13 protein-coding genes are annotated in these 21,130 nt (G+C 65.6%); 2 read left to right on the forward strand and 11 right to left on the reverse strand.

What is annotated here, in order from left to right; all coding sequences use genetic code 11:
- Positions 1-12 precede the first annotated feature (12 nt).
- The 11 genes from ABIC78_RS01395 to ABIC78_RS01445 all read right to left on the reverse strand — a co-directional run bounded on the left by ABIC78_RS01395 (position 13) and on the right by ABIC78_RS01445 (position 12,067).
- Positions 13-1,047 carry a M48 family metalloprotease gene (locus ABIC78_RS01395; protein ID WP_107716441.1) on the reverse strand — a complete coding sequence of 345 codons (1,035 nt, stop codon included), beginning with the start codon at positions 1,045-1,047 and terminating at the stop codon, positions 13-15.
- Positions 1,044-1,874 carry a DsbA family protein gene (locus tag ABIC78_RS01400; RefSeq protein WP_354487392.1) on the reverse strand — a complete coding sequence of 277 codons (831 nt, stop codon included), beginning with the start codon at positions 1,872-1,874 and terminating at the stop codon, positions 1,044-1,046. The genes ABIC78_RS01395 and ABIC78_RS01400 overlap by 4 nt, the downstream gene beginning before the upstream one ends.
- Positions 1,875-1,878: 4 nt before the next feature.
- Entirely contained in the window at positions 1,879-3,192 is a 1,314-nt protein-coding gene (locus ABIC78_RS01405) for a M48 family metalloprotease (RefSeq protein WP_354488103.1), read from the reverse strand.
- Between the two features lie 77 nt (positions 3,193-3,269).
- Positions 3,270-4,223, reverse strand: a complete 954-nt coding sequence (locus ABIC78_RS01410; protein WP_354487394.1) for an alpha/beta hydrolase — start codon at positions 4,221-4,223, stop codon at positions 3,270-3,272.
- A 132-nt stretch (positions 4,224-4,355) separates the two neighbouring features.
- On the reverse strand, positions 4,356-5,999 hold the full coding sequence (gene groL / locus ABIC78_RS01415; protein ID WP_054131757.1) for a chaperonin GroEL: 1,644 nt from the start codon (positions 5,997-5,999) through the stop codon (positions 4,356-4,358).
- A gap of 50 nt (positions 6,000-6,049) precedes the next feature.
- The gene (gene groES, locus ABIC78_RS01420; protein WP_022676485.1) at positions 6,050-6,337 is read right to left on the reverse strand and encodes a co-chaperone GroES; all 288 of its coding nucleotides are present in this window, start codon (positions 6,335-6,337) and stop codon (positions 6,050-6,052) included.
- Between the two features lie 196 nt (positions 6,338-6,533).
- Entirely contained in the window at positions 6,534-7,931 is a 1,398-nt protein-coding gene (locus ABIC78_RS01425; protein ID WP_502915604.1) for an MATE family efflux transporter, read from the reverse strand.
- A 44-nt stretch (positions 7,932-7,975) separates the two neighbouring features.
- Complete coding sequence (locus tag ABIC78_RS01430; protein WP_354487397.1) at positions 7,976-9,307, reverse strand: chloride channel protein; 1,332 nt, start codon at positions 9,305-9,307, stop codon at positions 7,976-7,978.
- Positions 9,308-9,558: 251 nt separating this feature from the next.
- Entirely contained in the window at positions 9,559-9,933 is a 375-nt protein-coding gene (rplL, locus tag ABIC78_RS01435) for a 50S ribosomal protein L7/L12 (RefSeq protein ID WP_022676488.1), read from the reverse strand.
- Between the two features lie 78 nt (positions 9,934-10,011).
- Complete coding sequence (gene rplJ / locus ABIC78_RS01440; protein WP_022676489.1) at positions 10,012-10,527, reverse strand: 50S ribosomal protein L10; 516 nt, start codon at positions 10,525-10,527, stop codon at positions 10,012-10,014.
- 316 nt (positions 10,528-10,843) lie between these two features.
- Complete coding sequence (locus ABIC78_RS01445) at positions 10,844-12,067, reverse strand: GGDEF domain-containing protein (protein ID WP_354487400.1); 1,224 nt, start codon at positions 12,065-12,067, stop codon at positions 10,844-10,846.
- Positions 12,068-12,578: 511 nt separating this feature from the next.
- Between ABIC78_RS01445 and rpoB the strand changes: the two genes are divergently transcribed.
- A complete protein-coding gene (rpoB, locus tag ABIC78_RS01450; protein ID WP_022676491.1) occupies positions 12,579-16,742 on the forward strand; it encodes a DNA-directed RNA polymerase subunit beta in 4,164 nt (1,387 codons plus the stop codon).
- An 87-nt stretch (positions 16,743-16,829) separates the two neighbouring features.
- Positions 16,830-21,110, forward strand: a complete 4,281-nt coding sequence (gene rpoC, locus ABIC78_RS01455; RefSeq protein ID WP_022676492.1) for a DNA-directed RNA polymerase subunit beta' — start codon at positions 16,830-16,832, stop codon at positions 21,108-21,110.
- Positions 21,111-21,130: the final 20 nt, after the last annotated feature.

Consider the following 21,130-nt stretch of genomic DNA (forward strand, 5'->3'; position numbering starts at 1 on the left):
GACCATCGCGTTCTAGCGCCTTGGCGCGCCGGGCGCCATGGGTGCCTTGTCCACAACACCGGCCGGTTGCGGCATTGGCGGGGCGCCATCCTCGCGGCGGAACAGGCGTGGCCAATCGGCCTTGACGCCATGGTGGGTGGCGGCCTGCATCGTCGCGATCTCTGCCGCCATGGTGCGCACGCGGGTGCGCCAGCTGCCATGATCGGGTGAGGCGAAGAACAGGATTTCATAGCGCGGGCCGATGCGCCGCATCCATGCCATGGCGGCGGCCGGATCATAGCCGGCGTTCTGCAGCAGCCACACCGACAGGCGATCGGCCTCGCGCTCGGTCTTGCGGGCGCTGCCGCCATGTTCCAGCCAGGTCTGATGATCGAGCACGGCATGGGCCAGCTCGTGCGCGGTGAGTGCGGCGATCTCTGCCTCGTCCCATTTGGCCACTTCGGCCATCGGCCGGCCGATGCGCACCGTGTCGCGGTTGGCGCCGGCATTGCCCTTGCTGTCATCCATCAGGAAGCGCACCTGGCACACTGGCTCGCCGGCAATCGTCAGGCGTTGCCCGCCGGCGAGGCCGAGCGTGACCCGGCCATCGCGCGCGGCATCGCGTTCAAGCGCATCCTGCACTGCAAACAGCCGGTCCCACTTGCCTTGGCGTGGCACCGGCAGGCTCGATACCGCCAGCGCATCGACACTCTCCACCGTGGCATTGAGTGGCAGGCCCGCGCGCGCTGCCGGGCCATCGCTTGCCATCGCGCCCACGCCAATATCGCCGGCGAGGCCATAGACCTGCCGCGCCAGCGCCGGATCATCGAACGTGCGCACATCCTGCAGCATCACGCCGATGCCCGGCGCCACGCGCGCGCAATAGAGCGCATTGGCGCGAGCGAGCTTCCAGCCGATGCTCTGCACCGTCACGTCATTGCGCTGGATCTCGTCAACCGGCTGCAGGGGAGCAGGCTTGGCCATAGTGGGTTGGGCCAGCGCGGGCTGTGCCGTGGCGATGGCAAGCAGCAGCGGCACCAGGCCGGCTGCCTGGCGCCACCCGATCATGCGCCTTGCGCCTTGTCGCCGCTGCGCGCGGCGTCGATCGCCTGTTGCAGCCGTTCTTTGCCCACCGCGCCGCTCAGCAACTGGTCACCGGCCACCCAGGCGGGCGTGCCGCTCACGCCCAGCTGGCGCGCGAGATCGAGATTGCGCTGCAGTTCCTTCATCGTGCCGGGCTGCGCGGCAAAGGCAGTCGCTGCCGTGGTATCGAGCCCGGCCTTGCCGGCGGCTGCGGTGATGCTTTCCGGGCTGGGCCGCTCGCCGCTGAACATCGCCTTGTGGAACTGCGGATATTTGCCCTGCGCGGCGGCAGCCAGGCCCATGCGCGCGGCCGGAACGCTCTGCGCCGAGATGATCGGCAACTCGCGCACCACCACCTTGAGATCGGGATTGGCGGCCACCAGCGCTTCCACGTCAGCCACGCTGCCGCGGCAATAAGTGCAGGCAAAGTCGGTGAATTCCACCAGCGTCACGCGGCCCTGCGGGTTGCCGAGCACGGCGCCGGGAAATGGCGTTTCCAGCGCGCCGCGCAAGGGCGCCACGCGGCTCGATGCCTCGCGCGCTTCCAGCCTGGCGGCGGCATCGCTGAGGATTTCGGGATGATCGAGCAAGGTCTGGCGCACCAGCCCTTCGAGCGCCTGGCGTTCCTTGCCGTCGATGCCGGCATCGGCCAGGGCCTTGGTCAGCTGCGCTTCGTCAAGCTGGGCCGTTTCCGTCTGGGCGACGGCATCACGGTGGCGGCTCGAGGCCACCCACCAGGCGAGGGCGGCAGCCACGGCTGCCACCAGGACCAGCAGAACCACGAACGAACGGCGTTGGGCAGGCGCTGTCATCGGCTTACTTCTTCTTCCTTTGCCGTTCCATCATCGCCTGGGCCGACATGGCAATATCCTGCGCGCGCAGCCAGTCGGGCGTGCCCTTGGGCAGGCCGTCCTCGGCCGCCTGGGCGCTGCGTGCTGCCTCGGGCAACTGCATCTGCATCAACTGCTGCTCGGCACTGGCCAGGCGGGCACGGGGGGTATCCCCTTCGGCCTCGTAGACCACGCCAAGCTGATACCATGCAAACGGATTTTCGCGGTCCTTGGCTACCGCCGCCTTGAGCACGCGCTCCGCCTCGGCAAAGTTGGTCTTGTCCTCGGTGGCGAGCAGGGCGTGGCCAAAGGTGGTGGCGATCAGCGGGTTGTTGCCAGTCAACTGCGTGGCGCGGCGCAGGGGCGGGATGGCATCGGCCGGCTGGCCGGATTCGAGCAGCACCTGGCCCTTGAGTTCCAGCGCATAGGGATCATCGGGCAGTTGCTTGAGCATGGCGTCCACTTCGGCCAGCGCTTTGTCCATCAGCGCTTCCTTGTGATAGGCATAGGCACGGGCATAGTGGGCCGGGGCATCCTGCAGGTAATCGGGAAAGGCGCGCAGCGTGTCCTGCGGCTCGGCCAGGTAGCCATAGAGCTTGGCTTTCACGCGCAGGAAGCGGGCCTGCAGCTGCGGGTCCATCGGGGTGTTCCAGGCCGGATCGTGCTCGTAGACATCCTGAAGATAGGTCAGGCGGTCGGCCGTCATCGGGTGGGTGGAATAGAATTCCGCGTCGGCATTGCGGGTAAAGCCATAGCGGAATTCCTGATTCTGCAGCTTCTTGAAGAAATCCAGCGACCCGCGCCCGGAAATCCCCGCCTTGGACAGGAACTGCGCGCCAGCGGCGTCGGCCTGCGATTCCTGGGCCCGGCTGAACGACAGATAGCTGCCGAGCGCCGCCTGCTGCCCGGCCATGAACACGCCGAGGCCGGCATCTGCGGAGCCGGCAGCCGCGGCCAGTCCGCCCAGCAGCAACGACAGCAGGGTGATGCCGGTGGCGGGCTTCGACCCTGCCGTGCTGATCACGTGGCCGCCGGTGATGTGGCCCAATTCGTGCGCCACCACGCCTTGCACTTCGTTGATATTGTCGGCCGCGCCCAGCAACCCGGAATGGATATAGACCGCCTGCCCGCCGGCCACGAAGGCGTTGATCGAGCCATCGTTGAGCAGGATGATATCGACATTGCGCGGATCGAGCCCGGCCGCCTTGATCAGCGGGGCCGACATGTCGCGGAACAGCGCTTCGGTCTCCGCGTCGCGCAGCACCTCTTGCGCCATGACCGGTTGCACGGTCAGCGCCATGGCCAAGACGGCCGAACACAGCGCAGCCAGGGCGCGGCGCAGACGGGAGGAAATGAGGGCGGGCTTCACGATACCGGTTATTGTGGCGCGGAATGAACCGATGGTGAAGCGCAAACCGTGGTGATGAACGCGGTAACGGCCGCCAGGGGCCGCGCCTCGCGCGCAAAGGGGCGGGCAAAGGCCATGATCATCCGCTCGTGATCGATCCCGTCGAGCACCTGCGCCTGCGTCGGCTGGCCGGCAGCGGTCATCGCGGCGGCCAGGGCCAGGCTGTTGCGCGGGCGCACGCGGGTGTCCTGCGCGCCGTGCAGCAGCAGCAGCGGCGGCGCGCCGGCGCGGGCATGGGTGATCGGCTGGGTTTGCGCCAGGTCGGCGCAATGGCCGAACGTGGCGATCGAGGCGGGATCGTCCAGCGGCAGGAAATCCGCCGGGGTGGAAAGGCCGATCACCCCCGCCAGGGCATCGGCATCAAGTCCTTCGTCGGCCATCCAGCGCTTGTCCAGCGCCAGGGCCAGCGCGTTGTAGGCGCCCGCCGAATGGCCCATCAGCACCACGCGGGCCGGATCGCCGCCCACGCTGCCGATATGGTCGGCTACCCAGCGCAGCGCGCGGGCGCCATCGGCCAGCATGATCGGCCAGCGGCCCTGTGGCAGCAGGCGATACCCCGCCAGCACGACCAGGCAGCCTTGGGGCGCCTGCGCGCCGATCAGGCTGCGCGCCATGAAGCGATAGTCCTGCGGGCGGCCGCTGTCCCAGGCGCCGCCGTGGATGAAGACCACCACCGGCAGGCGCGCATCGGGCGCGGTGCCCGGCGGGGCATAGACTTCCAGGCGCTGCTGCGGATCGGGGCCAAAGCGGGCCTGCGCCTGGCAGGCGATGCCACTGCGGCCGCCGCGCAGCGCCAGGTCTGCGGCGTCGAGCAGGGCCACCGGGTTGCGGGCCAGGGCGCGGCGATAAAGGGCGTGGCCGACAAGGCCAATCGTTGCCCAGCCCAGCAAGCCCGAGCCAACGAACCATCGAGAGAATTTCATCGTTTGTGCAAACTCCCCCACGCCGATGGCGGTTCCCGTCCGATGGCACTGCCCGGGCGGGCCCACAACAGGAAAAGGGCCGCCCGGTTTCCCGAACGGCCCTTCCCATTTTTCCAAGCGGTTGGCGTGGACTTAGAAGTCCATGCCGCCCATGCCGCCCATGCCGCCGGGCATGCCGGCCGGGGCGGGCTTGTCGTCCGGCTTTTCGCTGATCGCCGCTTCGGTGGTGATCAGCAGACCGGCGACCGAAGCCGCGTCCTGCAGCGCCGTGCGCACGACCTTGGTCGGGTCGATCACGCCAGCAGCCTTGAGGTTTTCATAGACGTCGGTCGCAGCGTTGAAGCCGATGCCTTCGTCAGCCTGGTCGAGCAGCTTGCCCGCCACGACGGCGCCATCGCTGCCGGCGTTTTCAGCGATCTGCTTGACCGGGGCGGTGATCGCCTTGCGGACGATGTCGATGCCGCGGGTCTGGTCTTCGTTGGCACCGGTGAGGCCTTCGAGAGCGCGCGTGGCATAGAGCAGAGCCGTGCCACCGCCGGTCACGATGCCTTCTTCCACCGCAGCGCGGGTGGCGTGGAGGGCGTCGTCAACGCGGTCCTTGCGTTCCTTGACTTCGACTTCGGTGGCACCGCCAACCTTGATCACGGCCACGCCGCCAGCCAGCTTGGCCAGGCGTTCCTGCAGCTTTTCGCGGTCATAGTCCGAAGTGGTGACTTCGATCTGCGCGCGGATCTGCTCGACACGGCCCTTGATGTCTTCGGCCGCACCGGCGCCGTCGACGATCGTGGTGTTGTCCTTGTCGATCGTGACCTTCTTGGCCTGGCCCAGCATGCCGAGCGTCACGGTTTCGAGCTTGATGCCCAGGTCTTCCGAGATCATTTCGCCAGCGGTCAGCGTGGCGATGTCGCCCAGCATGGCCTTGCGACGGTCACCGAAGCCCGGCGCCTTGACGGCGGCGATCTTGAGGCCACCGCGCAGCTTGTTGACCACCAGGGTGGCCAGCGCTTCGCCTTCGATGTCTTCGGCGATGATCAGCAGCGGACGGCCCGACTGCACCACGGCTTCCAGGATCGGCAGCAGCGACTGCAGCGACGAGAGCTTCTTCTCGTGGATCAGGATGTAGGGGTTTTCGAGCTCCACCACCATCTTTTCGGGATTGGTGATGAAGTAGGGCGAAAGGTAGCCGCGGTCGAACTGCATGCCTTCGACGACATCGAGTTCGAATTCGAGGCCCTTGGCCTCTTCCACGGTGATCACGCCTTCCTTGCCGACCTTTTCCATGGCTTCGGCGATCTTTTCGCCGACTTCCACGTCACCGTTGGCCGAGATGATGCCGACCTGGGCGATTTCCGACGAACCGGCAACCGGGGTCGAACGCGACTTGAGGTTTTCGACAACCTTGGTCACGGCGATATCGATGCCGCGCTTGAGGTCCATCGGGTTGATGCCGGCGGCAACCGACTTCATGCCTTCGCGCACGATGGCCTGGGCCAGCACGGTGGCGGTGGTGGTGCCGTCACCGGCCTTGTCGTTGGCCTTCGATGCCACTTCGCGCAGCATCTGGGCGCCCATGTTCTCGAACTTGTCCTTGAGTTCGATTTCCTTGGCGACCGAGACACCGTCCTTGGTGATGCGCGGCGCACCAAAGCTCTTGTCGATCACGACGTTGCGACCCTTGGGGCCGAGCGTAACCTTCACGGCATCGGCGAGAATGTCGACGCCCTTGAGAATGCGTTCGCGCGCGTCGCGCGAAAAGCGTACGTCCTTGGCAGCCATTGCTCAGTTCCTTTGAATACGGGAAATGGAAATTCGGAAAAATCGGGTGATCAGCCGATCACGCCCAGGATGTCCGATTCCTTCATGATCAGCAGGTCTTCGCCCGACACCTTCACTTCGGTGCCCGACCACTTGCCGAACAGCACGCGATCGCCGACCTTGACGTCGAGCGGGGTGATCGTGCCGTTTTCGGCGCGCGAACCGGTGCCAACGGCAACGATTTCGCCTTCAGCGGGCTTTTCCTTGGCGCTGTCGGGGATGATGATCCCGCCGGCGGTCTTTTCCTCGGCTTCGACGCGGCGCACCAGCACGCGGTCGTGCAGCGGACGGAAAGTCATGGGTTGCTCCCTCTTCCAATCAGAATTGGCTTACGAAATCTGCGCTAGCACTCTCACCTCGAGAGTGCCAGCGGGGCGCATATGGGTGGCGCCGCCCGCCAGCGTCAAGGGGGCAGCTACAGATTCTTTGTTTCGTTTTGGCGTGTCGTGCGTTGCTACGCGCCAGAATCGCCACGGGGCGAATGCGGCCGGCTGATCAGGGCAGCAGGCCCAGCCGATCGCGGCGATGCCAGCGCCAGATCAGCAGCGCCGCCACGCAGACCAGCCCGGCCATCAGGCCCAGCCACACACCCATCCCACCCAGCGGAGTATAAAGCCCAAGGCCGATGGCCGTGAGCAGGCCCGGCACCCAATAGCCGAACATGGCAATGGTCATCGGCACGCGGGTATCCTGCAGGCCGCGCAGCACCGCGCCGCAGGTGGCCTGCGCGCCATCGAACAGCTGGAACGCGGCGGCCACGATCAGGAATTGCAGGGCATAGCCTACCAGCGCGGCATTGGCCGGATCGCCCACATCGATATACAGGCCCAGGATCAGCCGGGGAATCGCAAGCATCACTGCGGCCATCGTGCCCATGAAGCCCACGCTCATCGCCAGGGCGGTCCACCCGGCGCGGGCAATCCCGGCATGGTCGCGCGCGCCATAGGCCAGCCCGACCCGGATCGTGGCGGCCTGGCCCAGGCCGAACGGCACCTGGAAGGTCATGCCCGCCAGCTGCATCGCCACGGTATGGGCCGCCAGCTGCACTTCGCCGATGCGCCCGATCAACAAGGCCGCGCCGTTGAACAGTCCGGCTTCGGCCACGATCGTGGCGCAGATCGGCAGGCCGATCTTCCACACATCGGCAAAGCGACGCCATTCCGCGCGCCACCAGCGGCCGAGCAGGTGATAGCGGTGCAGCCGCCGGTCAAACCGCAGCACCATGGCATAGGCGAGCAGCATCGCGCTGCTGGTCACCACGCTCGACCAGGCCGACCCCATCAGGCCCAGCGCCGGCATCCCGGCATGACCATAGACAAAGATCCAGTTGCCGGTGCCATTGACCACCACGGCCAGCGCGGTGATCGCCGTGCCAATGCCCGGCCGGCCCAGCGTGGAAACGACCGTGCGCAGTAGGGAGGAAAGCACCGCCGGCACGCAGGCCAGCGACAGCACGGCCAGGAACGGCACGGCGCGCACCACCACTGCTTCGCTCTGCCCGGTGGCGCGCAGCAGCGGCCCACCCAGCTGGCACAGCGCCATGGCCACCACGGCCGCGAGCACGCCCACCCATGCGCCCATGCGCACGGTGCGGCGCACCTCGCGCACGGCATGGCGGCGGCGGCCCAGCTCCGCCGCGATCAGCGGAGACGTCGCGCCGACCAGCCCGGTCAGGCTCCAGATCAGCAGGCCAAAGATCGACACCGCCAGCGATGATGCAGCCAGCGCCTCTGCCCCCAGCCGCGCCACGAACAGCACGTCGACGGCGAACACTGCCATCTGCAACAGGTTGGCCCCGACCAGCGGCGCGGCCAGGCGCAGCATCTCGCGCCATTCGGCCGTGGCATGCGGCCCGGCAAGATCGGGAGAGGTAGGCAGAGTGGCGACGGTCATGGCTTGGGCCATAGGGAATGGCCCGCGCCGGGGAAAGGAAAAGGTCAGTGCGTCTTTTGGTCAGGCGTGGCCGTGGAGCCATGCTTCCCGCCGGGCGCGCGGAACGGATGGCTCAGCGCATGATAGAGCTTTTCCGGGCAGACCTGCGCGCTCACCTGGTCGGCCACCAGCGCCGCGGCGAACAGCGGCAGGATCATCGCGCGGTCGGCGGTCATTTCCATGACGATGATCACGGCAGTCAGCGGCGCGCGCGTCACCCCGGCGAAATAGGCGATCATCCCCAGCATCGCCACCGCGCCCGAATAGTCTGGCGGAAACAGCGTGCTGACCAGTTGGCCCAGCCCCGCGCCAACCGACAGCGACGGGGCAAAGATGCCGCCGGGCGCGCCGCTCAAGGCCGTGGCCAGCGAGGTGACGAACTTGGCCGGTCCGAACCACAGCGAGGTTTCCGCGCCCGACAGCAGCCCGCGCGTGGTGCCATAGCCGGTGCCCCAGGCCAATCCACCGGGGCCAAGACCTTGGGTGGCGACGCCAACCACCGCGACGATCAGGCCCAGCCCTGCGGCCAGCGCCACGGGGCGGGCGCGCAGCGCGCCGATCCAGCCATGATCGATATTGCCAAAGCCGCTCAGCACGCGGGCAAAGACGCCACCGGCCAAGCCGCCAGCCACCCCGCAGCCGAGCGCGGCCACCATGGCCGGCACGATCGGCACGTGCTGGCTCATCGCGCCGAAATAGATGTAATCGCCAGACAATCCCAGGCTGACCAGGCCTGCGGTCATCACTGCCAGCATGACCAGCAGCGCCAGGCGCTGTTCGAAGGCAGAGGCGAGTTCCTCGATGGCGAAGGCCACCCCGGCCAGCGGGGTGTTGAACGCGGCGGCAACGCCCGCCGCGCCGCCAGCGATGATCACGCCCGCGCCCACCGGCACGCGCAGGAATTTGTGCACCGCCACCATGATCGCCGCGCTCAACTGCACGGTCGGCCCTTCGCGTCCCACCGATGCCCCGCCCAGCAGCATGGCCAGCGTTCCGGCCACCTTGGCGAGCGCGGTGCGCATCGACAGCAGCGGCGCCATCACGGGATGATCGGGCGCTTCGGCTGCGGCCATGACCTGGGGAATGCCCGATCCGCGGGCGGCCGGCCAACGCGTGCGTGTGGCCCAGGTGACGACCACGAAGATCGCCGGGGTCAGCACGATTGGCACGAGCGGATGGGCCGTGACGATCCGGGTGAACAGGCCCTGCACCGCCTCGCCGGCGCGGGCAAACAGGATGGCCGCAATCCCCAGGGCCAGCGCGCCGCCCAGGGCGGCGATGCGCGGTTGCAGGTTTCTGGCGGCGGCCAGCGGCTTGCGGAATTGGCGGGTGGGCATGCGGCAGGGCCTAGCGCGCCCGAACCTGAATTTCGCCTGAAAAGGTTGCGGTTCGGGAAAAAGCCCCTCCGTCAGGCCCTCTGGGCCTGCCACCTCCCCACGATATGGGGAGGATCTGAAGATCCTCCCTGCCAAAGGCGGGGAGGGGAACCGCCGCGAAGCGGTGGTGGAGGGGCATGACCGGCAACGAAAAAAGGGCGAGCCTTGCGGCCCGCCCTTTCTCCATTTCGTCGGGAAGAACCCGAAGAAGATTACTTGATTTCGACGGTGCCGCCGGCTTCTTCGATCTTCTTCTTAATATCTTCGGCTTCAGCCTTCGACACGCCTTCCTTGACAGCCTTCGGCGCGCCTTCGACCAGGGCCTTGGCTTCGGTCAGGCCGAGCGAGGTGATCGCGCGGACTTCCTTGATGACCTGGATCTTCTTGCCGCCGTCGCCGGTCAGGATGACGTCGAATTCGGTCTTTTCTTCAGCAGCCGGAGCAGCTTCACCGGCGGGGGCAGCGGCCACGGCCACGGCAGCAGCGGCGCTCACGCCCCATGCTTCTTCAAGAGCCTTGGCGAGGTCAGCAGCTTCGAGAACGGTGAGCTGCGACAGTTCTTCAACGAGCTTGGCGATATCGGCCATGATGTTTCACTCCGTTAATATGTGGCGCCCGGCGTCCGCGGCATGCGGTGCGCACGGGCAAAAGTCGTTTGAACCGGCTCAGGCCGCATCCTTCTCGGCATAGGCGTTGAAGACGCGAGCCAGCTTCGCCGCCGGAGCGGTGGTGAGCTGGGCGATCTTCGTGGCCGGAGCCTGGATGAGACCGATAAGCTTGGCACGCAGTTCATCGAGCGAGGGCATCGTGGCCAGGGCCTTGACACCATCGGGGCTGAGAACCTGCGAACCCATCCCGCCACCGACGATTTCAATCTTGTCGGTGGTCTTGGCGAACTCGACGATCACCTTGGCGGCGGCGACGGGATCAGCCGAGGCAGCGATGGCGGTCGGCCCGGTGAAAAATTCACCAATGCCTTCGTAATCGGTGCCCTGGATGGCAAGCTTGGCAAGACGGTTCTTCGCAACCTTGTAGGTCGCACCGGCCTCACGAATCTTCGTGCGCAGGGCAGTGGACTGGGCCACCGTCATGCCGAGGTTGCGAGTGACGATAACCGCCCCCGAACCGCTCACGAGTTCGTTGAGGAAAGCGACCGATTCGGCTTTTTGCGAACGATCCATGCCTTACTCCTTCACAATGGCTGCCTGGGGCAAAGCCCCCTGCAGCCGGCTACGTTTGTCCCGGGCCGCAAGCGACCTGGGGCGAGTCCGTTCGACAAGGGAAGGAGGTTGCGCGCCGGCCATGGCCAGTGCGGTGGGCGCCACGATCCGAAAACGAAGCGTGCGGCCGTGAAATCTCTTTTCCCCGCCTAGGTCGGAAATTAAGCCTGGGCAAACCCCGGCGCCGACGGTCTCGGACGGATGAGCGGGGACCAGGTCCGCCACTCGGGTGCGGCCCATAGCAGACGCGGGCGCGCAGTCAAGCAGGAGTGTCGCGTCAGGCGTGCAGCGTGGCGCTGCTGCCATGGCGCGGCAGGTGCAAGGCGGGCTGGCCAGCCAGGGCGGGTTTGACCACGCAGCAGTTCCGTCCCGCACTCTTGGCCTGGTACAGCGCCTGGTCGGCGCGGCGCAGCGCGGCATCGAGCATGACTTCGCCTGGCGACATGGCCGAGATGCCAAAGCTGGCGGTGACGGCAAAATCGCGGCCGAGCAGACGCTGCACGCGCTGGGCAAAATCGCGGCGCACCGTTTCGGCCAGGTCTGCCGCCGTGCCAACCGCACCGGTGCCAGCCAGGCCCCCCGCCAAGGCCAGCGCGCCCTGTGGCAGATAGACCACGAACTCCTCTCCGCCAAAGCGCGCGGCAAAGGCCCGTGCGGGCAGATGCGCATCGATCGCGTTGGCCAGGAGAGCAATCACTTCATCGCCGCGATGATGGCCGAACTGGTCGTTCACGGCCTTGAAGTGATCGATGTCGCAGGCGATCACGGCGGCGTGGCTCTTTTCGTGGGCGCTGCGCCCGGCCAGCGCCTCGTCGAACCCGCGGCGGTTGAGCAGGCCGGTAAGCGGATCGCAGATCGCCCAGTCGCGATAGCGCATCAGCACGCCGATCATCACCGAGGCAAGCGCCGCCATGGCAAAGGCCACGCCGATCAGCGATCCGGTGATCTGATAGACAAAGGCGTAAGGGCTGGCCGCAAAGTCGCCAAGGCCGCCACTCGCCAGCCAGCGAATGGCAGCGGCGCGCAGGCCGGCATCGGCCACGACCACCCAGCTGACCACGATCAGCGCGCGATCCCCGCTGCGCCGCGTGCGCCCGCGCGCCGCCAGCAGCGGCACTGCCATGAGCAGTGCGCAACCTGCGTCCGATGCGGCCAGGTGCAGGCGCAAGCTGTCGCTCATCACGCCCCAGGCGCTTGCCATTACCGACAGGGCCGCGATTCCCAGGCGGAGCGAGACATGGCTGCGGCGCAGGCCGAAGTGTTCGCCCATCGCCTGGCCGAAACAGAGAAACGCTGCTGCAAACAATCCCGAGGCCAGCACGGCCCGGCCGCCTTCGGGCATCAGGAAAGTAAGTGCCGGCATGGCAAAGCCGGCAGCGCTGGCGAGGAATCCGCCCGCCCACCAGCCCGCGCTGGAGACTCGCCAGCGCCCCGCCAGGACGGCGGCAATGCCGAAGGCAACCTGCATGACCGGCAAGATAAAGGCGAATCGATCGTCCATGAAACTCGCGGCTAGGGCAATAGGCACGAGGCAACAGCGCGCAAACCAGCGCGATGTGCGTCCTGCGGTGCGCCATGCCTATGCGGTCACGGTAAACAGAACGCAAACTTTTGCTCCATCCTGGTAGTGGTTTGTGCGGAGAAACAGGCGCATTTTAGAATTAATTACAATTCCCCGCGCCGTGTCGTCGGGCGCTGCCGGCCGGGAGGGGCATCGCGTCGCCGCATCGGGCTGCTTTTGCCCGGCCGGCCTTTGACTTTGCAGGGCGGTGCTCCTATATGGCGATCCAACACCTGCTGTTTCGAGCAAGGCTTTCCCATGCGCGGGGGAAGGCTCAAGGAAGGAAGCAGCGGGCATCGGTACAACGCGAAGGCTGCGGGCCACGGGCATCCGGGAAGGGTGTGCGGTGCCCCGTGGCCTTGTTTGCGTTTGTGCCGTGCCACCCGCCGCGCATGGCAGATTTCCGCCGGTTTTGGCCGGCTCGTGACAAGCAAAGAGGCATTCACCTCCTATGGCAACCAAGGCTCCAGTCCGCGCCGGTCTGAAGAAGCGCATCCGCAAGATCTTCGGTGACATTCACGAAGTCGTGCAGATGCCGAACCTGATCGAGGTTCAGCGCGAATCGTACGAGCAGTTCCTCCGCTCCGATCCGTCGACCGGCTATGTCTCGGGCCTGGAAAAGACCCTGCGCTCGGTGTTCCCGATCCAGGACTTTGCCGGCACCGCCTCGCTCGATATCAAGGAGCGTGACGGCTATGTGCTCGAAGCGCCCAAGTACGACGTGAACGAATGCCGCCAGCGCGGCATCACTTACGCCGCGCCGATGAAGGTCACGCTCAAGCTCGCCACGTTTGAAGTGGACGCCGAGACCGAGACCAAGAGCCTCATCGATATCAAGGAGCAGGACGTCTACATGGGCGATATCCCGCTCATGACCGACAACGGCACCTTCATCATCAACGGCACCGAGCGCGTGATCGTGTCGCAGATGCACCGTTCGCCGGGCGTGCTGTTCGACCATGACCGTGGCAAGACGCACTCTTCGGGCAAGTACCTGTTTGCCGCGCGCGTCATCCCCTATCGCGGCTCGTGGCTCGATTTCGAATTCGACGCCAAGGACATCGTCAACGTGCGTATCGACCGCAAGCGCAAGCTGCCGGTCACCGCGCTGCTCTATGCCCTGGGCCTCAATGGCGAGCAGATCCTCGACCACTTCTACAACAAGGTTACCTGGGTGCGCGCCGAGGGCGGCTGGAAGGTGCCCTTCGTGCTCGACCAGTGGCGTGGCGCGAAGCCGACGTTCGACATCGTCGACGCTGCTTCGGGCGAAGTGGTGTTTGCCGCTGGCCAGAAGATCAGCCCGCGCGCTGCCAACAAGGCGGCCAAGGATGGTCTGCAGTCGCTGCTGATCCCGACCGAGGAAATCTTTGGCCGCTATGCCGCCAAGGACCTGATCGACGAATCGACCGGCCGCATCTGGATCGAAGCGGGCGATGAAGTCGGCCCCGAAAACCTCGACGTGCTCGACCGCGCCGGGGTGGACCAGCTCGACCTGCTCGACATCGACCACGTCAGCACCGGCCCGTGGATTCGCAACACGATGAAGGCCGACAAGGCCGAAGATCGCGACCACGCGCTGGCCGATATCTATCGCGTCATGCGCCCGGGCGAACCGCCGACGCGCGAAACCGCTGAAGCGCTGTTCGACGGCCTGTTCTTCGATGCTGACCGCTACGACCTCTCGGCCGTGGGCCGCGTGAAGCTCAACATGCGCCTGGGCCTGGATTGCCCGGACACCATCACCACCCTGCGCACCGACGATATCCTCGCCGTGGTCAAGGAACTGGTGAACCTCAAGGACGGCAAGGGCGAAGTCGACGACATCGACAACCTCGGCAACCGTCGCGTGCGTTCGGTGGGCGAGCTGCTGGAAAACCAGTACCGCGTCGGCCTGCTGCGCATGGAGCGTGCGGTCAAGGAACGCATGAGCTCGGTCGACGTGTCGACCGTGATGCCCAACGACCTGATCAACGCCAAGCCGGCGGTGGCTGCGGTGCGTGAATTCTTCGGCTCCTCGCAGCTATCGCAGTTCATGGACCAGACCAACCCGCTGTCGGAAGTGACGCACAAGCGTCGCGTTTCGGCCCTCGGGCCGGGTGGCTTGACGCGTGAGCGCGCCGGCTTCGAAGTGCGCGACGTTCACCCCACGCACTATGGTCGTATCTGCCCGATTGAAACGCCCGAAGGGCCCAACATCGGTCTAATCAACTCGCTCTCGACCTTCGCCCGCGTCAACAAGTACGGCTTCATCGAAACGCCGTACCGCAAGGTGCTCGACGGCAAGGTCTCGTCCGAAGTGGTCTATCTCTCGGCCATGGAAGAGCAGAAGCACACGGTGGCCCAGGCTTCGGCCGAAACCACCGCCGATGGCTCGTTCGTGGAAGAACTGGTCTCGGCCCGGCAGAACGGCGAATTCGTCATGGCGCCGCGCGAAACCGTGACGCTGATGGACGTCAGCCCCAAGCAGCTCGTCTCGGTGGCCGCCTCGCTCATTCCGTTCCTGGAAAACGACGACGCCAACCGCGCGCTGATGGGCTCGAACATGCAGCGCCAGGCGGTGCCGCTGGTCAAGGCCGATGCGCCGTTCGTGGGCACCGGCATGGAAGGCACCGTGGCGCGCGATTCGGGCGCCGCGATTGCCGCGCTGCGCGGCGGCATTGTCGACCAGGTGGACGCGACCCGTATCGTGATCCGCGTGACGGGCGACGTTGAACCGGGCAAGTCGGGCGTGGACATCTACACCCTGCAGAAGTTCGAACGCTCCAACCAGTCCACCTGCATCAACCAGCGCCCGCTGGTGAGCGTGGGCGATATCGTCGAAAAGGGCGATATCCTGGCTGACGGTCCCTCGACCGAGTTCGGCGAGCTGGCGCTGGGCCGCAACGTGCTCGTCGCGTTCATGCCCTGGAACGGCTACAACTACGAAGACTCGATCCTGATCAGCGAGCGCATCGTCAAGGAAGACGTCTTCACCTCGATCCACATCGAGGAATTCGAAGTCATGGCCCGCGACACCAAGCTCGGGCCCGAAGACATCACCCGCGACATCCCCAACGTGGGCGAGGAAGCGCTGCGCAACCTCGACGAAGCGGGCATCGTCTATGTGGGCGCCGAAGTGCACCCCGGTGATATCCTCGTCGGCAAGATCACGCCCAAGGGCGAATCCCCGATGACGCCGGAAGAAAAGCTGCTGCGCGCGATCTTCGGTGAAAAGGCGTCCGACGTGCGCGATACCTCGCTGCGTCTGCCGCCGGGCGTTTCGGGCACGATCGTGGACGTGCGCACGTTCAACCGCCACGGCATCGAGATCGACGACCGTACCCGCGCCATCCAGAACGAGGAAATCGAACGCCTCGCCAAGGACCGAGAAGACGAACGCGCCATTCTCAACCGTGCCACCTTCAACCGCCTGAAGGACATGCTGCTGGGCCAGGTGGCCACGGCCGCACCCAAGGGCATCAAGAAGGGTGTCGACATCGACGAGCAGCTGCTGGCCGATGTGGAACGCCACGAATGGTGGAAGTTCGCCGTGGCCGACGATGCGCGCCAGCAGCAGCTGGAAGCGACCAAGGGCCAGTACGACACGGCGATTAAGGCGATCCAGGAGAAGTTCGAGGACCGCAAGGAAAAGCTCGAACGCGGTGACGAACTGGCGCCGGGCGTGCTCAAGATGGTCAAGGTCTTCGTCGCGGTGAAGCGCAAGCTGCAGCCGGGCGACAAGATGGCCGGCCGTCACGGCAACAAGGGCATCATCAGCCGCATCCTGCCGCAGGAAGACATGCCCTTCCTGGAAGACGGCACCCCGGTCGATTTCGTGCTCAACCCGCTGGGCGTGCCCTCGCGCATGAACGTCGGGCAGATCTTCGAAACCCACCTGGGCTGGGCCGCACGCGGCCTGGGCCACAAGATCGGGGCGGCGCTCGACGCCTGGCGCGAAGCCAATCCCGATCCGCAGGCGGGCGAGCCGCCCGAAGCGGTGCGCGAACTGCTGGTCGATATCTATGGCGACAACTACGCCGAAGAGATCAAGGCCCGCAGCGATGCCGAAATCGTCGAGCTGGCCCAGAACGTGCGCCAAGGCGTGCCGATGGGTTCGCCGGTGTTCGACGGCGCGGTGGAAGCCGATGTGACCGCCATGCTGCGCAAGGCCGGGCTCGATGAATCGGGCCAGGTCACGCTGTTCGACGGCCGCACCGGCGAGGCGTTCGACCGCAAGGTCACCGTTGGCTGCAAGTACGTGCTCAAGCTGCACCACCTGGTGGACGACAAGATCCACGCCCGTTCGATCGGCCCCTACAGCCTCGTCACCCAGCAGCCGCTGGGCGGTAAGGCCCAGTTCGGTGGTCAGCGCTTCGGGGAAATGGAGGTCTGGGCGCTCCAGGCCTATGGCGCCGCCTACACGCTGCAGGAAATGCTCACGGTCAAGTCCGACGACGTTGTCGGCCGTACCAAGGTCTATGAAGCGATCGTCAAGGGTGACGACACCTTCGAGGCCGGCATTCCCGAAAGCTTCAACGTGCTGGTCAAGGAAATGCGCAGCCTGGGTCTCAACGTCGAACTCTCGTCGATCGACGAGACCGAAGACGACGATGGCCTGGCCGAGGCAGCCGAATAAGCCGGTCGTGGTGCGGCGGCGGACATGCTCTGCCGCCGCCCTGGCCTGCCGCATGCACAGAGTTTCCCTCCCAGTGAGGATCACGCAATGAACGACCTGACGAAATTCACCAACCAGCTTCCCAAGCCCGAAACCTTCGATCAGATCCAGATCGGTCTGGCGTCGCCCGAGCGCATCCGCAGCTGGTCCTTCGGCGAAATCAAGAAGCCGGAAACCATCAACTACCGCACGTTCAAGCCCGAACGTGACGGCCTGTTCTGCGCCCGCATCTTCGGTCCCGTGAAGGACTACGAGTGCCTGTGCGGCAAGTACAAGCGCATGAAGTACAAGGGCGTCGTCTGCGAAAAGTGCGGCGTCGAAGTGACCGTGACCAAGGTGCGCCGCGAGCGCATGGGCCACATCGAACTGGCCGCGCCGGTTGCGCACATCTGGTTCTTGAAGTCGCTGCCCTCGCGCATCGGCCTGCTGCTCGACATGCAGCTCAAGCAGCTCGAACGCATCCTCTACTTCGAAAGCTATGTGGTTATCGAGCCGGGCATCACCCCGCTTGAACGCTACCAGCTGCTGACCGAAGACGAACTGCTCGACGCGCAGGACGAATATGGCGAAGACGCCTTTTCGGCCGGCATCGGCGCCGAGGCGGTCAAGCACATGCTCATGGACCTCGACATGGTCCAGGAGCGCGAAGACCTGCTCAAGGAGCTGTCCGAGACCAAGTCGGAACTCAAGCCCAAGAAGATCATCAAGCGCCTCAAGGTGGTGGAATCGTTCATCGATTCCGGCAACCGCCCGGAATGGATGATCCTCGACGTGGTGCCGGTCATTCCGCCCGAACTGCGCCCGCTGGTGCCGCTCGACGGTGGCCGCTTCGCCACCTCGGACTTGAACGACCTCTATCGTCGCGTCATCAACCGCAACAACCGCCTGAAGCGCCTGATCGAGCTGCGCGCACCCGACATCATCGTACGCAACGAAAAGCGCATGCTGCAGGAAGCGGTTGACGCGCTGTTCGACAACGGCCGCCGTGGCCGCGTGATCACCGGCGCCAACAAGCGTCCGCTCAAGTCGCTGTCCGACATGCTCAAGGGCAAGCAGGGCCGCTTCCGTCAGAACCTGCTCGGCAAGCGCGTCGACTATTCGGGCCGTTCGGTCATCGTGACCGGCCCGGAACTCAAGCTGCACCAGTGCGGCCTGCCCAAGAAGATGGCGCTCGAGCTGTTCAAGCCGTTCATCTATGCGCGGCTTGACGCCAAGGGTCTGTCGATGACTCTGAAGCAGGCCAAGAAGTGGGTGGAAAAGGAACGCAAGGAAGTCTGGGACATCCTGGACGAAGTGATCCGCGAACACCCGGTCATGCTCAACCGTGCGCCGACGCTGCACCGTCTGGGCATCCAGGCCTTTGAACCCGTGCTGATCGAAGGCAAGGCGATCCAGCTGCACCCGCTCGTCTGCTCGGCCTTCAACGCCGACTTCGACGGTGACCAGATGGCCGTCCACGTGCCGCTTTCGCTGGAAGCCCAGCTCGAAGCGCGCGTGCTGATGATGTCGACCAACAACATCCTCTCGCCCGCCAACGGCAAGCCGATCATCGTGCCTTCGCAGGACATGGTGCTGGGCCTCTATTACCTGTCGATGGACCGCAAGGGCGAGCCGGGCGAAGGCATGCTGCTGGCCGACATGGCCGAAGTGCACCAGGCGCTGTTTGCCGGCGCGGTCACCATGCACACCAAGATCGTGGCGCGCGTGCCGCAGACCGACGAGAACGGGAAGTCCTATCTCAAGCGGTATGAAACCACGCCCGGTCGCATGCTGATCGGCGAATGCCTGCCCAAGAGCCACACGGTGCCCTTCGAGCTGGTCAACCGCCTGCTGACGAAGAAGGAAATCGCCGACGTCATCGACCAGGTCTATCGCCACACCGGCCAGAAGGAGACTGTCCTTTTCGCCGACGCGATCATGAGCCTGGGCTTCCGCAACGCGTTCAAGGCGGGCATCTCGTTCGGCAAGGACGACATGATCATCCCGGCGACCAAGGACGCTTTCGTGGCCGAGACGAAGGAACTCGTCGCCGACTACGAACAGCAGTACCAGGACGGCCTGATCACCCAGCAGGAAAAGTACAACAAGGTGATCGACGCCTGGAGCCGTTGCGGCGACCAGGTGGCCAACGCCATGATGGACGAGATCCGCGCCACGCCGAGCGACGAGCACGGCCGTGAAAAGCCGATCAACTCGATCTACATGATGAGCCACTCGGGCGCCCGTGGTTCGCCAACCCAGATGAAGCAGCTGGCCGGGATGCGCGGTCTGATGGCCAAGCCTTCGGGCGAAATCATCGAAACGCCGATCATCTCGAACTTCAAGGAAGGCCTGACCGTCCTTGAATACTTCAACTCGACCCACGGCGCTCGTAAGGGCCTGGCCGATACCGCGCTCAAGACGGCGAACTCGGGTTACCTGACCCGCCGTCTGGTCGACGTGTCGCAGGACTGCGTGGTGACGGTGAACGACTGCGGGACCGAGCGGGCGCTGGAAATGCGCGCGATCGTTCAGGGCGGCGCCACCATCGCCTCGCTGGGCGAACGCATTCTCGGCCGTACCCTGGCCGAAGACATGATCGAGGCGAAGACCGGCAACGTGATCTGCGAAAAGGGCACGCTGCTTGACGAAGCCGCGATCGCCCGGATCGAAGCGGCTGGTGTCCAGTCGGCGCGCATCCGCTCGCCGCTGATCTGCGAAGCGCCCCAGGGCGTGTGCGGCACCTGCTATGGCCGTGACCTTGCCCGCGGTACGCCGGTGAACATCGGTGAAGCGGTTGGCGTCATCGCCGCCCAGTCGATCGGTGAACCCGGCACGCAGCTGACCATGCGTACGTTCCACATCGGTGGCGCCGCGCAGGTCAACGAACAGTCGCATCTCGAATCGATCTGCGACGGTACCGTGCACTATCGCGACATCCCGACGATCACCGACAGCCGCAACCGCCGCCTGTCGCTCGCCCGCAACGGCGAAATCGTGATCATGGATACCGATGGTCGCGAACGCGCCATGCACCGCGTGCCTTACGGTACCCACCTGCTGCACGAAAACGGTGCGACGGTGGCCCAGGGCCAGCGCCTGGCCGAGTGGGACCCGTTCACCCTGCCGGTGATCACGGAAAAGCCCGGTATCGTGCGCTATCAGGACCTGATCGACGGCCGCACCCTGACGGAACAGGTCGACGAAGCGACGGGTATTGCCCAGCGCGTCGTCACCGAAAACCGTGCCGGTGGCCGCGCCAAGAAGGAAGACCTGCGTCCGCGCCTGACCCTGCTCGACGACGCCTCGGGTGAAACCGCGCGCTACATGATGGCGCCGGGCACCACCCTGTCGGTGGAAGACGGCCAGGAAGTCCAGGCCGGTGACGTGCTGGCCCGCGCCAGCCGCGAAGCCGCCAAGACCCGCGACATCACGGGCGGTCTGCCGCGCGTGGCCGAGCTGTTCGAAGCGCGCAAGCCCAAGGACAACGCGATCATCGCCAAGATCTCGGGCCGCATCGAGTTCATCCGCGACTACAAGGCGAAGCGGAAGATCGCGATCATCCCAGAAGAGGGCGAACCGGTCGAGTACCTGATCCCCAAGTCCAAGGTGATCGACGTCCAGGAAGGCGACTACGTCAAGAAGGGCGACAACCTGATCTCGGGCTCGCCCGATCCGCACGACATTCTCGAGGTTCTCGGCGTCGAGGCCCTGGCGGAATACCTCGTCGCGGAAATCCAGGAAGTCTATCGCTTGCAGGGCGTGAAGATCAACGACAAGCACATCGAGGTGATCGTTCGCCAGATGCTGCAGAAGGTGGAAATCACCGATGGCGGTGACACCACCCTGCTGCCGGGCGAGCAGGTTGACCTTGAGGAAATGAACGAAACCAACGCCAAGATGCCGGGGGGCTCGCGCCTCGCGGAAGGCAAGCCGGTGCTGCTCGGCATCACCAAGGCTTCGCTGCAGACGCGTTCGTTCATCTCTGCCGCGTCGTTCCAGGAAACCACCCGCGTGCTCACGCAGGCGGCGGTCGAAGGAAAGCGCGACAGCCTGATCGGCCTCAAGGAAAACGTCATCGTCGGCCGTCTCATCCCCGCCGGCACCGGCGCGGGCATGAACCGCATGCGCGTGGCGGCCAACAGCCGCGACGCTGCCCTTCGCGCCGCCAACCGTCGCCTTCAGGAAGCCCTGATCGCGCCGCGCACCGCCGCTGAAGAGCATGCCGCCGAACTGGCCCAGGGCCCCGAAGCCGCGATCGGCGACGATCCGCTCGCTTCGGTCGAAGGGGAAACCCACGGCACCGACGCCGATGCGGCCGATTACCTGATCAAGGGCGACGAGGACTGATCCTCGCCGCGCTGCGGTCT

The sequence above is a fragment of the Novosphingobium sp. 1529 genome (genome assembly GCF_040544855.1).
In the GTDB taxonomy this organism is placed as follows: Bacteria; Pseudomonadota; Alphaproteobacteria; order Sphingomonadales; family Sphingomonadaceae; genus Novosphingobium; species Novosphingobium capsulatum.

Bases quoted from the DNA above. Each gene is read 5' to 3' on its own strand.
- groL (WP_054131757.1), bottom strand. From the start codon at position 5,999: ATGGCTGCCAAGGACGTACGCTTTTCGCGCGACGCGCGCGAACGCATT.
- ABIC78_RS01400 (WP_354487392.1), bottom strand. From the start codon at position 1,874: ATGACAGCGCCTGCCCAACGCCGTTCGTTCGTGGTTCTGCTGGTCCTG.
- rpoB (WP_022676491.1), top strand. From the start codon at position 12,579: ATGGCAACCAAGGCTCCAGTCCGCGCCGGTCTGAAGAAGCGCATCCGC.
- groES (WP_022676485.1), bottom strand. From the start codon at position 6,337: ATGACTTTCCGTCCGCTGCACGACCGCGTGCTGGTGCGCCGCGTCGAA.
- ABIC78_RS01430 (WP_354487397.1), bottom strand. From the start codon at position 9,307: ATGCCCACCCGCCAATTCCGCAAGCCGCTGGCCGCCGCCAGAAACCTG.
- rpoC (WP_022676492.1), top strand. From the start codon at position 16,830: ATGAACGACCTGACGAAATTCACCAACCAGCTTCCCAAGCCCGAAACC.
- ABIC78_RS01425 (WP_502915604.1), bottom strand. From the start codon at position 7,931: ATGACCGTCGCCACTCTGCCTACCTCTCCCGATCTTGCCGGGCCGCAT.
- ABIC78_RS01445 (WP_354487400.1), bottom strand. From the start codon at position 12,067: ATGGACGATCGATTCGCCTTTATCTTGCCGGTCATGCAGGTTGCCTTC.
- ABIC78_RS01405 (WP_354488103.1), bottom strand. From the start codon at position 3,192: ATGGCGCTGACCGTGCAACCGGTCATGGCGCAAGAGGTGCTGCGCGAC.
- rplJ (WP_022676489.1), bottom strand. From the start codon at position 10,527: ATGGATCGTTCGCAAAAAGCCGAATCGGTCGCTTTCCTCAACGAACTC.
- ABIC78_RS01395 (WP_107716441.1), bottom strand. From the start codon at position 1,047: ATGATCGGGTGGCGCCAGGCAGCCGGCCTGGTGCCGCTGCTGCTTGCC.
- rplL (WP_022676488.1), bottom strand. From the start codon at position 9,933: ATGGCCGATATCGCCAAGCTCGTTGAAGAACTGTCGCAGCTCACCGTT.
- ABIC78_RS01410 (WP_354487394.1), bottom strand. From the start codon at position 4,223: ATGAAATTCTCTCGATGGTTCGTTGGCTCGGGCTTGCTGGGCTGGGCA.